This is a genomic window from Algoriphagus sp. (assembly GCF_046296635.1).
Taxonomy (GTDB): Bacteria; Bacteroidota; Bacteroidia; order Cytophagales; family Cyclobacteriaceae; genus Algoriphagus.
Genome location: NZ_JBKBKZ010000016.1, coordinates 92,471 through 109,598, shown reverse-complemented (window position 1 = coordinate 109,598; position 17,128 = coordinate 92,471). Strand labels below are relative to the sequence as shown.

The 17,128-nt window shown below is 42.2% G+C and carries 12 protein-coding genes; 3 read left to right on the top strand and 9 right to left on the bottom strand.

Annotation, left to right across the window (positions count from 1 at the left end; genetic code table 11):
- Window positions 1–119 precede the first annotated feature (119 nt).
- From ACK4HU_RS13135 to ACK4HU_RS13095, 9 genes are all read right to left on the bottom strand, one after another.
- Window positions 120–1,166 (bottom strand): DUF4249 domain-containing protein, encoded by a 1,047-nt coding sequence (locus ACK4HU_RS13135; protein WP_409807443.1) that lies wholly within the window; start codon window positions 1,164–1,166, stop codon window positions 120–122.
- Window positions 1,167–1,170: 4 nt separating this feature from the next.
- The gene (locus tag ACK4HU_RS13130; protein ID WP_409807441.1) at window positions 1,171–3,573 is read right to left on the bottom strand and encodes a TonB-dependent receptor; all 2,403 of its coding nucleotides are present in this window, start codon (window positions 3,571–3,573) and stop codon (window positions 1,171–1,173) included.
- A 10-nt stretch (window positions 3,574–3,583) separates the two neighbouring features.
- The gene (locus ACK4HU_RS13125) at window positions 3,584–5,047 is read right to left on the bottom strand and encodes an IPT/TIG domain-containing protein (protein WP_409807439.1); all 1,464 of its coding nucleotides are present in this window, start codon (window positions 5,045–5,047) and stop codon (window positions 3,584–3,586) included.
- A 114-nt stretch (window positions 5,048–5,161) separates the two neighbouring features.
- Entirely contained in the window at window positions 5,162–5,869 is a 708-nt protein-coding gene (locus tag ACK4HU_RS13120; RefSeq protein WP_409807438.1) for a tRNA1(Val) (adenine(37)-N6)-methyltransferase, read from the bottom strand.
- A complete protein-coding gene (locus tag ACK4HU_RS13115) occupies window positions 5,869–6,471 on the bottom strand; it encodes a DUF2179 domain-containing protein (RefSeq protein WP_409807436.1) in 603 nt (200 codons plus the stop codon). The genes ACK4HU_RS13120 and ACK4HU_RS13115 overlap by 1 nt, the downstream gene beginning before the upstream one ends.
- Before the next feature lie 74 nt (window positions 6,472–6,545).
- Complete coding sequence (locus tag ACK4HU_RS13110; protein ID WP_409807434.1) at window positions 6,546–7,709, bottom strand: CynX/NimT family MFS transporter; 1,164 nt, start codon at window positions 7,707–7,709, stop codon at window positions 6,546–6,548.
- 498 nt (window positions 7,710–8,207) lie between these two features.
- On the bottom strand, window positions 8,208–9,239 hold the full coding sequence (hemH, locus tag ACK4HU_RS13105) for a ferrochelatase (RefSeq protein WP_409807432.1): 1,032 nt from the start codon (window positions 9,237–9,239) through the stop codon (window positions 8,208–8,210).
- 125 nt (window positions 9,240–9,364) lie between these two features.
- The gene (locus tag ACK4HU_RS13100) at window positions 9,365–10,603 is read right to left on the bottom strand and encodes a cation:proton antiporter (RefSeq protein ID WP_409807430.1); all 1,239 of its coding nucleotides are present in this window, start codon (window positions 10,601–10,603) and stop codon (window positions 9,365–9,367) included.
- A gap of 3 nt (window positions 10,604–10,606) precedes the next feature.
- Window positions 10,607–11,434, bottom strand: a complete 828-nt coding sequence (locus ACK4HU_RS13095) for a universal stress protein (RefSeq protein WP_409807428.1) — start codon at window positions 11,432–11,434, stop codon at window positions 10,607–10,609.
- Window positions 11,435–11,742: 308 nt separating this feature from the next.
- Between ACK4HU_RS13095 and ACK4HU_RS13090 the strand changes: the two genes are divergently transcribed.
- From ACK4HU_RS13090 to ACK4HU_RS13080, 3 genes are all read left to right on the top strand, one after another.
- Window positions 11,743–13,329, top strand: coding sequence for a M14 family metallopeptidase (locus ACK4HU_RS13090; protein ID WP_409807426.1), 1,587 nt, complete (start codon window positions 11,743–11,745; stop codon window positions 13,327–13,329).
- A gap of 3 nt (window positions 13,330–13,332) precedes the next feature.
- Window positions 13,333–15,078 carry a M14 family metallopeptidase gene (locus ACK4HU_RS13085; RefSeq protein ID WP_409807424.1) on the top strand — a complete coding sequence of 582 codons (1,746 nt, stop codon included), beginning with the start codon at window positions 13,333–13,335 and terminating at the stop codon, window positions 15,076–15,078.
- Between the two features lie 406 nt (window positions 15,079–15,484).
- Window positions 15,485–16,912 (top strand): AAA family ATPase, encoded by a 1,428-nt coding sequence (locus ACK4HU_RS13080; protein WP_409807423.1) that lies wholly within the window; start codon window positions 15,485–15,487, stop codon window positions 16,910–16,912.
- Window positions 16,913–17,128: the final 216 nt, after the last annotated feature.

Genomic DNA, 17,128 nt, shown 5'->3' with positions numbered 1-17,128 from the left:
AAACTAACGGACACCGAGCGAAGCCGAGGTGAAACTAAATAGAATTTGGCTACTGGCAGAATTGCGTATATCCATATTAACTTTTACCCAGAATGACAATGATGGGAATTTAAATCAAATCAAAAATTCCAATCGAATGGCGGATCAATTCTAGCACCAAAGACAGTTCGGCAATCATCGGGTATTACTCCCGGCACTTGCCTGAAATTCAGGTCGGATTTATTGATATAGATCCTCCTTGAAGATTCACCTGCTGCCATGAAATACCCCAAAACGACTTCGTCCGGATCATCCAAACTGATCATATTTCCCCGGATAGTAGCAGGAGGTGGGTCAAAGATAGATCCGCTGATATCTGCCTGCTGCTTGACAAGACGAAGAAACCGATAGGCATCTTGAGAAATTGCATATTGCTTTAGGTCAGTTCTGAACCTATTTACAAATCGAAGCCCATTGTCTTCTATAAATGCAGCAGGAATACGTGTTGTAAGGCCATTGAAATTATCATCCTGAGCAATAAATAGACTTTGATTTCCTGTTACCTCTGTCTTGTAGCAAATGGCACAGCAATCTTTTGGTGCCAGAGTTCTGGTCTCTCTGATGAAAAAGAGTTCAGGACTTGTCTCCAGGACATGGACACTTGTTCCGAGCCTCCAGAAGTAAAAGTTATTTTGATCGGCTGGATCTTTGATTTCACTTATTAACTGTACTCCAGACCTTGGGTTAGTTTCACCTTCAACAGGGATGGTGACTGTTTTTACCTCGATATTTTCAATCCTCGGAACAGATTCTACACGTTCGGGCAAGGAAGTATAAACTTTTCCCTCTACAGTCTGAATTTGTAAAGTATACGACTTCCCAATTTCGGCCCTAAAACCAGCCGGCGTGAAATAACTTCCCCTTGAGTCTACTCCTTCTGTCAAAAAAGTAATCCGTCCTTCGTTGTCACGAACCACTACAGTGGCACCGGTGATCGGCCGGATTAACCCTTCAAACATACTTCCATAAGTAGCACTTCTGCTGAGGGTAATTGCATGTGGTCCAGGACCGGAATGAATAAGTCCTTCCACTGTCAACAATTGCTGACCCTCCGGCACCTCCACTTTGTATGGATCAATACATGCCGTCATCAAAAGAAGGATGATATAAAACAGTCTCTTTAGCATCCTATTAAAATTTAATTGCATAACTCAAGCTTGGAAGTGGCACACCTAAGATTGCCAAACGAAGTGCTTGAGGTGGAGCACCTTCGGCATCATCAAAGAAGATGGAGAAAGGATTCTTTCTTCCATAGACATTCAAGACAGAAAAGGTCCAATCCCCATCGAAGAATCGACCTTTCCCTTTTAATTTAAAATTTACTGCAAGATCCAAGCGATGAAAATCCGGGATTCTTTGCTGATTTCTCGAATCAAAGTAGGCCAGATTTATTCCTGAATAATCAAATTTCGCCTCTGGGAAAGTCACCGGACGCCCTGTGCTATAAGCGAAAGTGGCAGAAAAAGAGGTGTTGGTACTTACCTTATAATTTCCTATCAGTGTTAGATCATGTGGCTTGTCAAAGTTAGATGCATACCACTCGCCGTTATTGATGTTTTCCTCTTCGAAGGCAGTAATTACTCTTCGAAGTGATCGGGAGTAAGTGTAAGAAATCCAGCCAGTCAATCTTCCCAGATTCTTTTTCACATACAACTCCACACCGTATGCCTTTCCTTCTGCTGGAATGAGCTCAGTTTCCAAGTGGTTTTGCATGATCAAAGTCGCCCCATCCTTATATTCTACCACATTTTGGAGGTCTTTGTAGTAAACTTCAATAGATGTTTCGAAGATATTTCCTTTGAAATTATTGTAAAATCCGAGCGAATACTGATCTGCAATCTGTGGTTTCAGGAAGTTATCACTCAACTTCCAGACATCCGTCGGAGCAATTGTCGCCGTGTTGGATATTAAATGGATAAACTGGTACATTTTATTGTAACCGACTTTGATCGAGCTCGCTTTATTTAATGAGTAGCGAAAAGATGCCCTTGGTCCGAGTCCGTCATAAGTTTGGATGGTTTCCCCATCCCCGTAATTGGTCTCACTGATTGCACTTCCATCGGAGATGGGTTTATTTTCCCTGTATTGTCGGACTACACGAGGGCCGAGGTATCGGTAGGTGTCATAGCGGAGACCATAGGAAAAACCGAATTTTTCTCCCAACTCAAACTCGTGTTGAAAGTGAATGGCGGCCTCTTGGCCAAGTTCATCCTGAACTTTCTGAGGCAGAATCTCTTGCTGCACTCCTGTGGGTGTGAGCTCACCGGGTTGGATTTTAACTTGCTTAAATTCTCCCCCGAAAATGACTTTGTTGTTCTCGCTGAAATTATAACCAAGAAATAATTTTCCGCCTAAATCCTGTATACCGGAATTGATTTCAAAATCATTGAGCCCGCTTTGGTTGAAAATTCCATAATCGTAAATAGAATAATACCCCAGCGCTTCAAGGCTTAATTTGGAGCTTAGCCTACTTTTCCACTGAAGAGAATGTGCGGTATTGTTCCAGGAAATTGTCGTATCCGAAGCAAAAGCAAAATCATCATAGCTGGTATAATAGCTATAGGTAAACTCATTGTTTTCGGAAATTGGAGCACTGATGATCAAATTACCATCATAAAAATTGGCCTGGGAACTATTCACCGTTGGATTACTCAGTGAATTGAGAAACCAATTGATATAGGAGATTCTGAATCCACCTAAAATGGACACTTTATCCTTTATCAGAGGCCCATTTAGGGAGAGTTTCCCTGAATAATTACTTAGCATCAAGTCCCCGCCCCATTTATTCACACTGCCAACTTTAGGCAGAATATCTAATATCGCTGAACTTCTTCCCCCATATCTTGCAGGCACTACCGCTTTGTATAGGGTGACGTCATTGACCACATCGGCATTGAAGGCTGTGAACAAACCAAACATGTGAGAAGGATTGTAAATCGGTGCTCCTGCAAATTGGATGAGGTTTTGGTCCACCCCTCCACCTCGGACATTGAGTCCTGAGGATGCTTCACCCACTTGACTTACACCCGGAAGTGTGGCTAAAGATCGTACTATGTCTATTTCTCCCAGAAATGGAGGCAGCTCCCGAATCGTATTCATATTCAAGGTAATCGCTCCCATATCGGTGGATCGGATGTTTTTTTCAGGGTCTCTCCCGAAAATCACCACATCATCCAACTGAAAATCTTCCTGAATCATCCGAATGGACATTCTGCCGTCACCTACCGCTGTGATAGGATAATCGATGGTTTCGTAACCCACATACCTGAATTGAATCGTGTATTCAGCTCTGTCTAGCGTAAGTTCAAAACTACCGTTGTTATCCGTGATTTTCGTGATGTCCAGTTCGGGCACTGTCACTGTGGCACCAACTAAAGCATCACCGGTGATCGCATCTATAATCCGTCCCGAAACTTTGATCCCTTTCAGTTGGCCAATATCTCTGCCAACGACTTCTCGCTTGGAGGGAGCCGTAGTCTGTGACCAAGCTGCCTGACCTATCAAAAAAAGAGACAAGAGTAAAAATTTTTTCATAGGCTTAGAATTAAATTCCATTGGGATCAAATCTGTAAAATTCCATAGGTAGTGTTCCAGCTATGGGTTCTTCTGGTGCACGGAGAATGTAGATCTGGCCATTGAAGGTAAAATGGGCAGAATTGATACTTTGTGGAAAGCCCGGAATAAAATTCTTTGCCTTCCAGGTGCGGGTAGTCATGTCAAGTTCCCATAGTTGCTCAACACGTCTGTATAAACCGACGTAAACTTTATTATTTATTACTTGAGCCATTCCATAGCCTTCTCCTAATGATCCGGGATAAGGGATAAAAATTTTCCATTCGTCTTTGTTAGGATCGAATTCCCAGATTCTATTGTCGGCTGCCACAAAGTAAGCCTTGTTTTGAAAAACAAACCAAGCAAGATTATTGGTGAGATTGATTGGTGCAGAGCCTCTGGAAGCCCAAGATTGAGTGGATGGATTGTATGCGCTGACCTCTCGTGCACCTATTCCAGTACCTCCGGCAAGAAATAGCAAACCATTTACTTCAAATGCCAATGAATTAAAGCTGATTGTCGGCAAGTCGGGCAGCCTACTGAAGGTGCTCCCCTCAATTTGCCAAAAGTCCCTCTTATACTCAAAAACATCGCGTGTTACCTCAACAGCCCCACCTCCTAGGAAATTAGAAGTTGCAAATGCTCCTTCCCTACCTTCTCCCGGAAAATCTACTTGTGCCCAAGTGTTGGTATTTGGATCATACCGCTGAAATCCTTGGTAATATCCTGCCCCGAGTCTTAATGCGCCCAAACCTACATGAAAACCTGATTGGTTTTGAAAAAATACATTATCGTAGATTCTTAGCCCTCCTGGAAACTGTCCAAGTAGGGTGTATTTTCCTGATTGGTATTCAAAGGACTGGGGGAATTCAAATACCGTATCTTGAATTTGCACCCTAATTTTCACAATTGGCTCCCCCTTGGGTTCCGGTATTCGGACTCTCAAGCGGGATTCAAATGAATTTTGTAAAACCGTTGCTTCCTGAGTTCCAAAAAACACTCGAGTCCCTACAGGGAAGTTCCTGCCTGTAATTAAAATTTCCTGGCCAACATTAGCAAAGGTTGGGCTATAAGTTTCGAAAATTGGGTTGAGCGTTTTGATTGTGATGGCATCGCCAACCAAATCTGTACCTCCCACCGTAGCAAATGCCCTAAGGAAATAGGGTTGATTTATTTTGAGACCTTCAGTTTCCCCTATGAACCTTCCCGGCCCTTCTTTCCCTCCCAAAGAAATAATGATAGGGGCGCTGAAATTTTCGCTTGTGGAAATTTGAAATCCGTGATCTGAGGCCGAAATAGGCTGGTTGGTGATCAGTCTTCCTAAAACACGAACCTTATCCCCGCTTAAAAAAATAACTTCTTCGGTGGCGACCACTGTAGTACCTTCTTCTTCCTGGGTACAGGACCATAAGGCCATTAGTAATAAAAATACGCCCAGTGACAATAAACTTCGCATGAAAATAGAATAACAGTTTCGGTCAAAAATATAAAAAAGCAAGTGGAATTCAATTGGGTAAAAAAAATGAACTGATTTTTTATTAAAAATCTCTGTGACAGATCAGGCAATTGGTCAATATCCTATCAAAAACCCTGAAAGAAGGTTCTTATATGAACCCGAATAATCGAAATTTTCATCTTTCAATGCTATTTGGATTTCATTTTTAGCCCCCTTTCCAAAAGTAAACTCACAAACTTCTCTATGGATGGGCTTTTTTTCAGAATCTCTAATTCCAATAGTCTGACGGAGGCATAATCCCGATTTTTCGGCAATGACTTCTACAAATTTCATTTGTCGGGGTGGAAGAATAACCCAAAAAGCCCCTGATTCTGCTAATAACTCTCTGCATTTTTTGATTAGCTCTTCGAAAGACAATTCATCTGTATGAAGCGCTTTATTTCTTTTCGGGTCTTGAGACTTTAGATGGTCGGGGAAAAACGGGGGGTTACTGACTATCAGATCATATTTTTCAGATTCAGGGAAATCTTGAAGCTTCCCATGAATCAGTAGAAGTCTTGAAGCAAATTGACTCTCCCTGAAGTTTTCATCAGCTTGGCTGGCAGCATCTTCATCAATTTCGATGGCTGTGACTTTAGCCTTAGGAAACCGTTGTGCCAGCATTAAGGCAATCACTCCGGTACCTGTCCCGATGTCTAGAATATGTGTCGGATTTTCAGCATTTATTAAAGCCCCAAGCATTACTGCGTCAGTGCTTATCTTCATTGCACAGCGATCTTGGTATACCCGGAATTGCTGAAATTGAAACCAGGAATTCCCCATCAATTTCGGGCTTTACTAAAGAATTTACTACGAAATCTCCCTCGGTCTTCCATTGGATTGAGTTCATCTTCAGAGACTCGCTTGACACTCTCTATCGTATAGAATGCTTTTTCATCCACTTCTTTTACCTTAGAAATGAATTCTTGAAGTATATCTCGCTTCATGACAGTGAAAAGGAGATTTACTTTTCCAAAACGGCCCTCTCCACCAACATTCGTAAATCTGTAATTTCTATTTTTCATGAATTCCAGCAATTCCGGAAGTGGTTCGGGTGTAATCACACGAACCAGAACTCTCCCAATTGCCAACTTTTCTTCGAGCGTCATTCCCACATAGGTACCTGTGGCAAACCCACCCGCATAGGCAATGTAAGAGAGGGGATTATCGACATTTTGAAAAATCTGCCCAATAGCAAGCAACCAAATCATTGCTTCAAAAAAGCCCAGAATTGGCACGATATTCTTCTTCCCATTCATCATAAACATGATTCGAAGGGTATTGATCGACACATCTCCAATTCGCGCTACAAAGATCAAAAGAGGCATCAGAACGTAATTGAGCAGGTTTTCGGAGATACCGAAGGAATGAAGCAGGTCTTGCATAATAGGGTAAATTCTTGCGCAAAAGTACCGCTTTTCTTTGGCTTGGAATGTGAAAAAAACTGAAATGGGCTTGATCAGATCTTTCGATTCCTCCCCGCAGGCAATCCAAAAACGATAAACTGGACTGTCATCAGCAAAAGAAACCAGATCAGAAAATTCCAGTTGTCAAACAAATCCAGTGAGATACCAAAAATCAATGGCCCCAAAGCCGCCAAAATATATCCAGCGGATTGGACCATTCCGGAAAGTTTTGCGGTGGTCAAATCCTCCGCAGTTCTAAGAGAGATCAGCGTATAGGCAATACTCAAACTTGCCCCACTGCCTATTCCTATGACGGTCAAAGCAGCAAAAGCAATCCCTTCATTATGGATAAATAGTGCGCTATAGCCGACGAGATATGCGATGCCAACGATCAGAATGACATTGGATTGCTCCTTCAGCTTGATCAAGATATTCGGCACAAAGAACGTCCCGATCAGCGAAATCAGCTGCATATAAGACAAGGCAATTCCAGCTTTGACAGGACTCATTCCTCTAGCTATCAGCATATCAGGAAGCCAAGTCACCATGGTAAAATACATCACCGACTGGGCACCCATAAAGAGCGTGATTTGCCAGGCTAATTTAGATTTCCAGACGGTTTTTGCCGCGAGCAAATCGCCCTGATGACCGACATTCCGACTGCTCATCTGAGGAATCCACACGACCAGAGCTAAGGCCATCAAAACCACCCAAGAAGCCAGCGAACCTCTCCATCCCAGTCCCAAATCGACCGCAAGTGGCACACTGATACCCGATGCCACTGCTGCGAAAAGTGACATTCCTGTGGATAGAATAGCAGTCATCAATCCGATTTTGGTTGGTAATCTTGCTTTGAAGAAAGGGATCATCAAAACATTCGCAATCACGATTCCAATACCAGTCAGGGCAGTTCCCAAATAAAGGAGTTCGATCCCTCCCAAAACCCTCACCACTACACCGATGGCCAAGAGCAGAATTCCCAGAAAGATCGCTTTTCCATGCCCAAGTCTTTTTCCGATGCTTGGTGCAAAAAGAGAAAACACCGCAAAAGTCAAGAGTGAAAGTGTGGTGAGGAATCCTGCAAGCCCATTTGAAATCTCCAGATCTTCCCGAATAAAAGGAATGAGCGGACCAACGGAAGCGATGGAAGTCCTCAGGTTGATCGAAATCAGGATGATTCCAAGAATTAAAAATCCTTGGCTATTGGATTTGGACATTAAAGAATTACGATTTTTGGTTTACGATTTACGTCGCCAAAGTTATGCTGCTTCTCCAGAAGCTTCATAGTTGGAAATTAATTTTTTAGCAGCCGCCGATAAGTGCCCAGATAATCTTTGTAAAACCAAAACCGCATGATCCTGCTTTCGGAAAAGCAGACATTAAAGAATTACGATTTTTGATTTACGATTTACGGCATTTTTTCGAACCGCAATCGCATTTACGAATTACGATTTTTGATTTACGCCATTTTTTCTAACATCATTCTCTTATTTTAAAAAGTTAAAGCTTAGGATTTGGCCTCAAAAGTTCAATAATCCCTCGTAAATCGTAATTCGTAGATCGCAATTAACCTTAGGCCTGGAAACCATTCCAAATCTTCTAGGATTCCAGCTAAAATTGATGTTTGAATTAGACGCAATGTCGTATATCGTATATCTTAAATCAAAATTATCATGCCGACAACTTTTATAAATAGGAGCTAACCTCATTTCAAGTTAACTTCTACTCTCCACCAAATCCTTCACACATTCCACCCAGGTATCGTTTGAATTTAAGCTGGGAACCAAATCCCAATGCTCTCCACCCAATTCTTCGAATTGTTCTTTGTATTCTTCGCCCACTTCCACTGTCGTCTCTAGGCAATCAGCTACGAATGCCGGCGAGAAAACGAGTACTTTTTTTACTCCTTCCTGTGCCAATTCTTTGATCGTATCTTCAGTGTAGGGCTTAATCCAAGGATCTTTGCCAAGCCTGGATTGGAAGCAGGTCATTACCTTATCTTCCGGTAAACCAAGCTTCGCAGCAACTAATCGAGTGGTCTGAAAACACTGCGCTCGATAGCAGAATTGATTTTTTAGACCATATTTATTACAGCAGGCGCCAAGCTGACAGTAGCTTTCGACACTTCCCTTTCGAATTTGCCGTTCAGGAAGTCCATGATAGGAGAATAGAAATTTATCATAGTCATGCTTCTTCATCGCTTCTTTGCCGAGCTCCGTCCAAGCCTCTAGAAAAAGTGGGTGATCGATGTAATTACTCACAAAGGTGATCTCCGGAATAATCTGCCAAGTTCGGGCGATTTCCATGACTCGATCGATGACAGAGCCATTTGTAGCAGAAGCGTATTGAGGGAAGAGTGGAAGCACAATGATTTTTTTGACTTTTGCTTTCATCAGTTCTGCCAGGCCCTTTTCAATACTGGGATTCTGATAGCGCATGGCCATAGCAACGAGGTATTTCTCAGGGTCCAGCTTCTTGATCAGCTTTTCTTTGAGATCTTGGGTGTGAAAAAGCAAAGGTGAACCGCGGTCAGTCCATAGTTTACGGTATTCACCTGCCGACTTTGGTGCTCGAAAAGGTGCAATGATCAGATTGACAAGCATCCAGCGAGGAATAAAAGGGAAATCTATCACCCGTCCGTCCATCAAAAATTCCCGAAGGTACTTCCTCACATCTCCCGTTTTGGTGCTATCCGGAGTTCCTAAGTTGACTAGAAGGACGCCAACTTTAGCTGCATTTTTCAACATTAATCAGGTGTTTTTTGCATTGAGAAGCGTAAAATTAGCCCCTTTGTTTGATTATTGATGATTGAAGTTTTCTAAGTCCAATAATCAAATCAAGAAAAAACCGCCTATTCTGGCGGTTTAGATCTTTAAGTTGCGCCCTTTTTTCGAAGAGCCCATTTCATCAATGGACCGGAAGTCATCGAGGTGACGAGTGCCATCACGACTAAAGCAACAAAAAGCTTTTCATCGATCAGCCCATTTTCCAAAGCTATCAAGCCCAGAATAATTTCCATTGCACCTCGGGCATTCATCCCAAAACCAACAGCCATAGCTTCTCTCATTGGATAGCCTGATCTTAAAGCACCATATCCGCTTCCCACGATTTTACCGGCAAAGGAAATGATGATGATTACCAGAACCAGCCAGATATCGAAGTTGGTGAAGAAGTTGATTTTCAAACCAATGGAGACAAAGAAAAGCGGGGCAAAAATATTGTTGATAAACTGATGGATGATTTCTTTGGCTTTCTCCGAAAGGTGATCCGAATCGCCAAGAGCAACACCAAAAAGGAATGCTCCAAAAATCGCATGAATACCGAGCCATTCAGTGAATGCAGCCAAAAGAAAGCAAAAAGAAATGGAAAGGGATAACAAACCACCTGGCCAGGCTAATTTTTTATTGATCCAAGGAAGAACTCGATTCAATAGTCCTTTGCCTAAAGTCAGCATGAATATGGTGAAAAGCAGGGTGATTCCAATTGTGCTCATTAGGGAGAGGTTTCCGCTTTTTCCCATAAAAGATAAAATCACGGAGAAAATCAACCAACCAATAATATCATTGACCATCGCTCCTGCCACGATGACCATCCCCATTTTTGTCTTGAACAGGTCCATGTCCATCAATATCCGTACGACCACGGGCAAAGCTGTAATTGACATTGCCGTACCCATAAAGAGGGAGAACAATAGCTTGGTCCCCTCTGCCAGTCCAAAAAAGGAAGGGAAGAAATAAGGAATGACAAAACCCAAAACAAACGGAACAAAAAGCCCGAGTAAACTGATGTTAAGTGCTGATTTTCCCTGAGAAAACACCAAGTGAAGTTCCACTTCCAGACCAGCAATGAATAGCAAAAGGATCACTGCCATTTGCACGATCCCATCAAGCGCCAAATTTGCCGAGGGATTACTTTGGAATAAATATTCGAAAAAATCGGGGGTGATCATTCCCAAGATCGTAGGACCAAGGACGATCCCTGCTATAATTTCCCCTACTACGGCAGGTTGTTTAAATTTCTGGGCTATTTCCGCAAAAATTCGTGCAGAAAGCAGCATGGCGGCTAGTTGCAGAAGTAGGTTGATAACTTCTTTATGTGCTAAGCTTTCCATTTCCTACTTTACAATTAAAAGATTGCAGGGAAGCTCAGAAAGGATTTCTTCCAAATCATGTGGGAATATGCGATCAATAAAACTATGACCATTTTCATTTCCCATGATCAACAGATCAGCATTGATTGATTCGCAGTATCGAGCAAGTTCAACCGCCCATTTTCCAGCAGTTACTTTGATGTTAATCTTGAGCCCACTTTGATCTAATCCATCCAAAATATCCTGTACATATTTAATTTCTTCCTGGACTAATTTTTTCCGGGTAGTAGAGACTTCATCTTCAGAGCCTTCCCCTGCTGTTGCCATTTGAAGCCCATAGAGCTTAATTTCATTCAAAATATGAATTTGGGATGCCTCTTCCACTTGACAGAATTTCAATCCTTTTTCTATTACTGTAGGAGTGACTTCTAGTTGGGTTCCATTAATGACAACTTTGGAAAAACGGGTGGTTTCAATTTTAGGATCTATCAAAGTCAACACAGAACAGGGCGATTTTCGGATCACTTTTCTTGCTATGGAACCGAGATAGTAGGTAAATAGTCCTTCTTTTTTAAGTGCCCCTAATACCAACAAGTTTACGTTCTCTTCCTCGCAGGTTTTTAAAATTATTTTTGCAGGCTTCCCCTCTTTCCAGATAGTTTTAATTCTTTCTAGATCTGAACAATGCCGCTCGAGGATTTCAGCGAGTTTGGATTCCAATTCAGGTGTCTTTACCCCCACATGAATGAGCACTAGCTCTCCCTGAAATATTCCAATAAGTCTACGTGCTTCAGCAATAAGAGCCTCCATCCTTGGGGAAAATGCAATGGCGAGCGCAACTTTAGAGTACATAGTAGTTTGATTAGTTTTTCTGAAATCGAGCTTGCTTTAGGCAGATAGGCATGCACCAAAGGAATGGTTGGAAGCCATGCATGATTCCAATTGACAATTAAAGAACAATTATATTCTGATGAAATAAGACAATTTTAATCACAACACAAACCATTATTTGAACATGCGCCACTTATCCTTGGCCATATCCGCTTGAGGCTGATTTCTTTTTTCTGAAAAATCCCTGCCTGATTTGTTGCCATTTTTGCCTAAACTTCCATTGAATTATTGATTCTTGTATTCAGAAATAACCCGAAACTAATTTCCCTATGAGAAAATTATTACTCACCGGTCTGTTGCTGGGGAGCTTGATATGCGGCGACACCTTCGCTCAGTCAGACTACCCCACACTCAGTCAGGTCACCCAAAGACTCCAAAAACTCGGAAGCAATGCTTCTGTGGAGTTAAAATCACTCACAAAAACCGACGGAGGCAAAGATATCTATGTCCTCAAAGTCGGAACAGGCAAAAAAGATGAAAAACCGGCAATTGCAGTGGTCGGAGGAGTCGAAGGCTTTCACGTACTCAGCGTGGAGCTCGCGCTTCAGTTTGCTGAAAAGTTAGTATCTGAAAACAGTGAAGTGCTGGAAAAAACGACCTTTTACATTTTTCCAAACATGTCTCCGGATGCTTATGAGCAGTATCATGCAGCGCTAAAGTATGAGCGAAGAGGAAATGCCGTTCCCATGGATCACGATCGGGATGGTAAGATGGGCGAAAGTGGATACTCAGATCTCAATGGGGATGGAATGATCACGTGGATGCGAGTAGAAGATCAGATGGGGGACTGGATGGTATCCAAAGACGATGAACGTGTGCTGGTAAAAGCGGATCGCTCAAAGGGAGAATCCGGAAAATACCGAGTTTACAAAGAAAGCAAAGACGATGATAAGGACGGGAAATTTGCTGAGGATCTGAAAGAAGGAATCGCCTTCAATAGATCATTGACATACAAATTTCCGGTATTTGAGCCTTTGGCAGGAGATATTGCAGTTTCTCAAAAGGAGAGCAGAGCATTGCTTGACTATCTCTTTGAGCAATGGAACATCTTCGCTTTTGTAACTTTCTCTCCTGCAAATAATCTCAGCACTCCGCTGAAATACAATGCCGGCGATGCCAAAAAGCGAGTTGTTACTTCCATTTTGGAAAAAGATCAGGCGATAAACGCCATGGTTTCCGGTATCTATAATGAGACTGTAAGCCAAAAAGCTTTTCAGCAAACCAATCAGGGAACTGACGGTGATTTCTTTCAGTGGGCCTATTTCCACTTTGCAAGATTGAGCTTCAGTACTCCGGGTTACTGGACTCCTGAGTTTAAGGGCCAAACCAACGCAGAAGCAAACTATCTGGCTTGGGCAGACTCCTTGGGTTGGGATTCATTCGTCCCTTGGACTGAGGTGAAGCATCCTGATTTTCCAAATCAAAAAGTTGAAGTCGGTGGAATCAAGCCATTCGTAATGGTCAATCCTCCTTTCGAAAAAGTGGGTGAAATCGCTGCTGAGCATACTGCTTTTATCTTGAAATTAGCAGAAATGCAACCCAAGCTGGAATTCCACAACCTGAAAACAGAATCTTTAGGAAATGGATTGATCAGAGTTACCGTGGACTTATTCAATAATTCCCCGCTTCCTACTCATTCTGAAATGGGGGCAAGATCACGCTGGCTGAGAAAAATCAGGATAGATATGGATGCAACTTCTGACAAGCTTGTTTCGGGAGACAAAATCAAACTAGTGGATTCGATGGATGCCTTTGGGAAATCGACCCTGAGCTGGATCGTCCGTGGTTCCGGGAATGTTACAATCAAGGCCGGTGCTGCTCACACTGGATTTGCTACTCAAACCATTAAACTCTAAGCCATGTATACTCTAAAAACAACAAAACTAATCGTTGCCTTGGCTTTGAGTGCAATATGTCTGAGCTCATTCAATGTCACAGCACAACAGGAAAATTATTTCCGTGCCATCGGATCACCTCATAAGCCAAAGGTAGAAATTGCCTGGAATCGGTATTACAGTGCAGAGGGACTTTGGGACTGGATGAAAAAAATTGCCGCGGCGCATCCAAACCTTGCCAAAATTGAATCAATCGGAAAATCCTACGAAGGGAGAGATATTCTGACGCTGACAATCACTGACTTTTCTACAGGAAAAGATACTGACAAACCGGCCATGTGGATTGATGGAAATATCCACTCCAATGAGATTCAGGGGGGCGAGTTTTCACTCTATGTTGCTTGGTATCTAACTGAAATGCATGTGGATACGAAGTTTATCCAGGAATTGCTTCGGGATAAAACGTTCTACATCACGCCAACAATTAATCCAGACGCTAGAAATAATTTCTTCAAGGAGCCAAACACGGCCAATTCACCAAGATCAGGTATGATCGTGTTGGATAATGACGGCGACGGAGTGGCTGGAGAAGATATGATGAATGATCTGGATGGGGATGGTCATATTACCATGATGATCCGCAAATCTCCAACTGGACGATTTATCAAAGATCCTCTGGATCCGAGAAAATTGATGGCAGTAGGCCCTGATCAGGTTGGTACCTACGAAATGCTGGGGCAAGAAGGCATGGACAATGATGGGGACGGAGAAGTCAATGAGGATGGTGTTGGATATTATGATCCAAACCGTGATTGGGGCTGGAACTGGCAGCCGGATTACATTCAGCGAGGCGCAATGCGCTATCCGTTTACTCTGCCCGAGAATCGTGCCGTGATGGAGTTCGTGATGAAGCATCCAAACATCGCCGGAGCACAAAGCTTCCATAATTCAGGAGGGATGATTCTTCGTGGACCTGGAGCTGAGGAAGACTTGAATACCTACAATAGAGAGGACATCCGAATCTATGATGCGATCGGAAAAAAAGGCGAAGAAATGATCCCTGGCTATCGCTATTTGACTGTTTATAAAGATTTGTATTCAGTATTCGGAGGCGAATTGGATTGGTTCTATGGTAATCGAGGGATCTTCACTTACACTAATGAACTGATGGTTTCCTACCTCTATTTTAACAAAGAAGCCGGTCGAGGCAATCAGGACGAGCAACTCAAAGTAGATCACTTGTTGACTTTCGGGGATGCATTTGTACCATTCAAGGAATATAACCATCCGCAATTTGGCATTGTAGAGATCGGTGGATTCAAGAAGAACTTTGGGCGTGCACATCCGGGATTCTTGCTGGAGCAGGATGCACATCGTAACTCAGCTTTCACAATCTACCATGCGTATCACACTCCAAAACTATCCGTGATGGATGTGAAAGAAGAAGATATCGGAGGAGGATTGAAAGCGATCACGGCGACCATTTTCAATGAGCGAATGATGCCAACTCACGCCAGTCAGGACTTGAAATACAAAATCGAGCGACCTGACTATGTTACTATCACGGGAGCGAAAGTGGTTGCAGGCTTTGTCGTAGAAGATGAAGACATGAAGAAATTCAAAGAGCAAAAATCCTCACCTGAAAAAATGGCAGTGGAAAATATCCCGGGAATGGGCGCTGTGAAAGTGAAATGGATCGTGTCTTCTGCTTCCAATTATAGCATCACCGTTGATTCTGCCAAAGGCGGAAAAGCGAGCTGGAAGAAGTAATTAGATTTCCTCGATATGAGCAATTCTGGGGTTAAACGAATAATTATTTGAAAAAAGGTTGGAAGACAGGAGACGGGAGACAGAAGAGATCCTGAACATTAATTTTAGTCCAATTTCCTAAATTGGTTTTCATTTAATTGAAAAGAGCAAGTTTAAAACTTCCCTCAAAATTTCCAGAATCCCGCTGAATCAAAACGGCGGGATTTTTTTTGGTTTTTGAGGTGTTTAGACATGCTACAATTCATTCAATTACAGCCAGAACCGAATTTTAAAAGGCAATTATGGCTGCGATTAAATTTATTTACAGCCAATTTTTGATATTTTGCTATAATTTTGGCTCAAAAATATTTATTTTACAGCCAGTTTTAATGATTAATTATTATTTTTGGCTGCAATTAAAAAAATTATGGATAATCTGACTATAATAGGGAGAAAAAGAGAGCGAATAAGACTTCAGAAATTGCTGACAAGCAGAAAGTCTGAATTCCTCGCAGTTTTCGGCCGAAGGCGCATTGGTAAGACTTACCTGATCAAGAAATATTTCAATTATCAGTTTGACTTTTTCATTACCGGAATGGCCAATGCTACCACCGTACAGCAGCTTTTTAACTTTGATACAGAATTAAGTCGGCAGTCCCACTTGGTATTCGATACTCCATCAGAAAACTGGCTTCAGGCTTTCCAAAGACTTCGGCAACATTTTGAGGAGAGAAAGTCAGAAGAAAAATTGGTCATTTTTATCGATGAATTACCTTGGATGGATACGCATGGATCTGATTTCATTATTGCATTGGAACATTTTTGGAACGCATGGGCCACTCATCGTGAGGATATTTTCCTGATCGTATGTGGATCGGCTGCGTCCTGGATGCTTGAGGAAGTAATCAATAGCACCGGAGGACTCCATAACCGTGTGACGGCACAAATGAAAATTGAGCCATTTACATTGGCAGAAACAGAGGAGCTGCTAAAATCCAAAAACTGCGAACTTGATCGGTATCAGCTTATTCAGTTATACATGTGTTTGGGTGGAATTCCATATTACTTAGACGCCATCGAACCAGGGAAGAGTGCGGCACAGAATATTCAGGATTTATTTTTTGAAAAAGGAGGATTGCTTCGACAGGAATTTCACAACCTGTACAGAGCACTCTTTAAGCGTCATGAGATCTATGAAAAAGTGGTCGAGGTACTTTCCTCCAAAACCTATGGCATGGCGAGAAATGAAATTATCCAAAATTCGAAAATTCAATCGGGAGGGACATTGAGCAAAGTCCTGATTGATTTGGAGGAAAGCGGATTCATAGCGTCCTATTCTTCCTTGGATGGGAAGCAGAAAAACACCATTTATCGTCTCTCCGATTACTTTTCTGCTTTTTATTTCCGCTTTCTACAGCATCCTCAATCCAACAATTGGCTGCAATTGATCGATCAGCCAACACATCGGGCTTGGCAGGGTTTTACCTTTGAACAAGTGTGTTTAGATCATATTTTGCAAGTTAAAAAAGCCTTGGGAATCAGCGGAATTCAAGCGGAGCATGCGGCTTGGAGGGGCATATTAGAAGACAAAGGAGCCCAAATTGATATACTGATCGACCGCCGTGACCATGTAATTAATCTATGTGAATGCAAATTTCATTTGGACACATTTACTATCAATAAGTCTTACGCAGATTCACTTAGGTCAAAAATCACAGTTTTCAAAGAGGTTTCTAAAACGAAAAAAGCGGTCCATCTAACCTTTGTCAGCACTTATGGCCTACACCGAAATCAATACAGCGATATGCTGGTGAATAACGAAGTGACGATGGATGCCTTTTTTGAAACTGTTTGATATTTAAATTATCTGTTTATCCGGTTTGTTAAAATTTGGCGAATTTTATCCTTGTTGCGGGTCGGAAGCCTGCCTACCGGCAAAGGCAGGTCCGATGTCCGATGTCCGATGAATCCAAAGTCAAGTGCTTCTAAGGATTTTCTATTGGTAATTTAATCTAGTAGTAAGATTGCGGATAATTAGATTAATTTCAATGGTTTACAACTAAAGTCGGAC

Excerpts from the sequence above, each read along its gene's own strand:
- ACK4HU_RS13135 (WP_409807443.1), bottom strand. The coding sequence starts at position 1,166 with ATGCTAAAGAGACTGTTTTATATCATCCTTCTTTTGATGACGGCATGT.
- ACK4HU_RS13130 (WP_409807441.1), bottom strand. The coding sequence starts at position 3,573 with ATGAAAAAATTTTTACTCTTGTCTCTTTTTTTGATAGGTCAGGCAGCT.
- ACK4HU_RS13125 (WP_409807439.1), bottom strand. The coding sequence starts at position 5,047 with ATGCGAAGTTTATTGTCACTGGGCGTATTTTTATTACTAATGGCCTTA.
- ACK4HU_RS13120 (WP_409807438.1), bottom strand. The coding sequence starts at position 5,869 with ATGGGGAATTCCTGGTTTCAATTTCAGCAATTCCGGGTATACCAAGAT.
- ACK4HU_RS13115 (WP_409807436.1), bottom strand. The coding sequence starts at position 6,471 with ATGCAAGACCTGCTTCATTCCTTCGGTATCTCCGAAAACCTGCTCAAT.
- ACK4HU_RS13110 (WP_409807434.1), bottom strand. The coding sequence starts at position 7,709 with ATGTCCAAATCCAATAGCCAAGGATTTTTAATTCTTGGAATCATCCTG.
- hemH (WP_409807432.1), bottom strand. The coding sequence starts at position 9,239 with ATGTTGAAAAATGCAGCTAAAGTTGGCGTCCTTCTAGTCAACTTAGGA.
- ACK4HU_RS13100 (WP_409807430.1), bottom strand. The coding sequence starts at position 10,603 with ATGGAAAGCTTAGCACATAAAGAAGTTATCAACCTACTTCTGCAACTA.
- ACK4HU_RS13095 (WP_409807428.1), bottom strand. The coding sequence starts at position 11,434 with ATGTACTCTAAAGTTGCGCTCGCCATTGCATTTTCCCCAAGGATGGAG.
- ACK4HU_RS13090 (WP_409807426.1), top strand. The coding sequence starts at position 11,743 with ATGAGAAAATTATTACTCACCGGTCTGTTGCTGGGGAGCTTGATATGC.
- ACK4HU_RS13085 (WP_409807424.1), top strand. The coding sequence starts at position 13,333 with ATGTATACTCTAAAAACAACAAAACTAATCGTTGCCTTGGCTTTGAGT.
- ACK4HU_RS13080 (WP_409807423.1), top strand. The coding sequence starts at position 15,485 with ATGGATAATCTGACTATAATAGGGAGAAAAAGAGAGCGAATAAGACTT.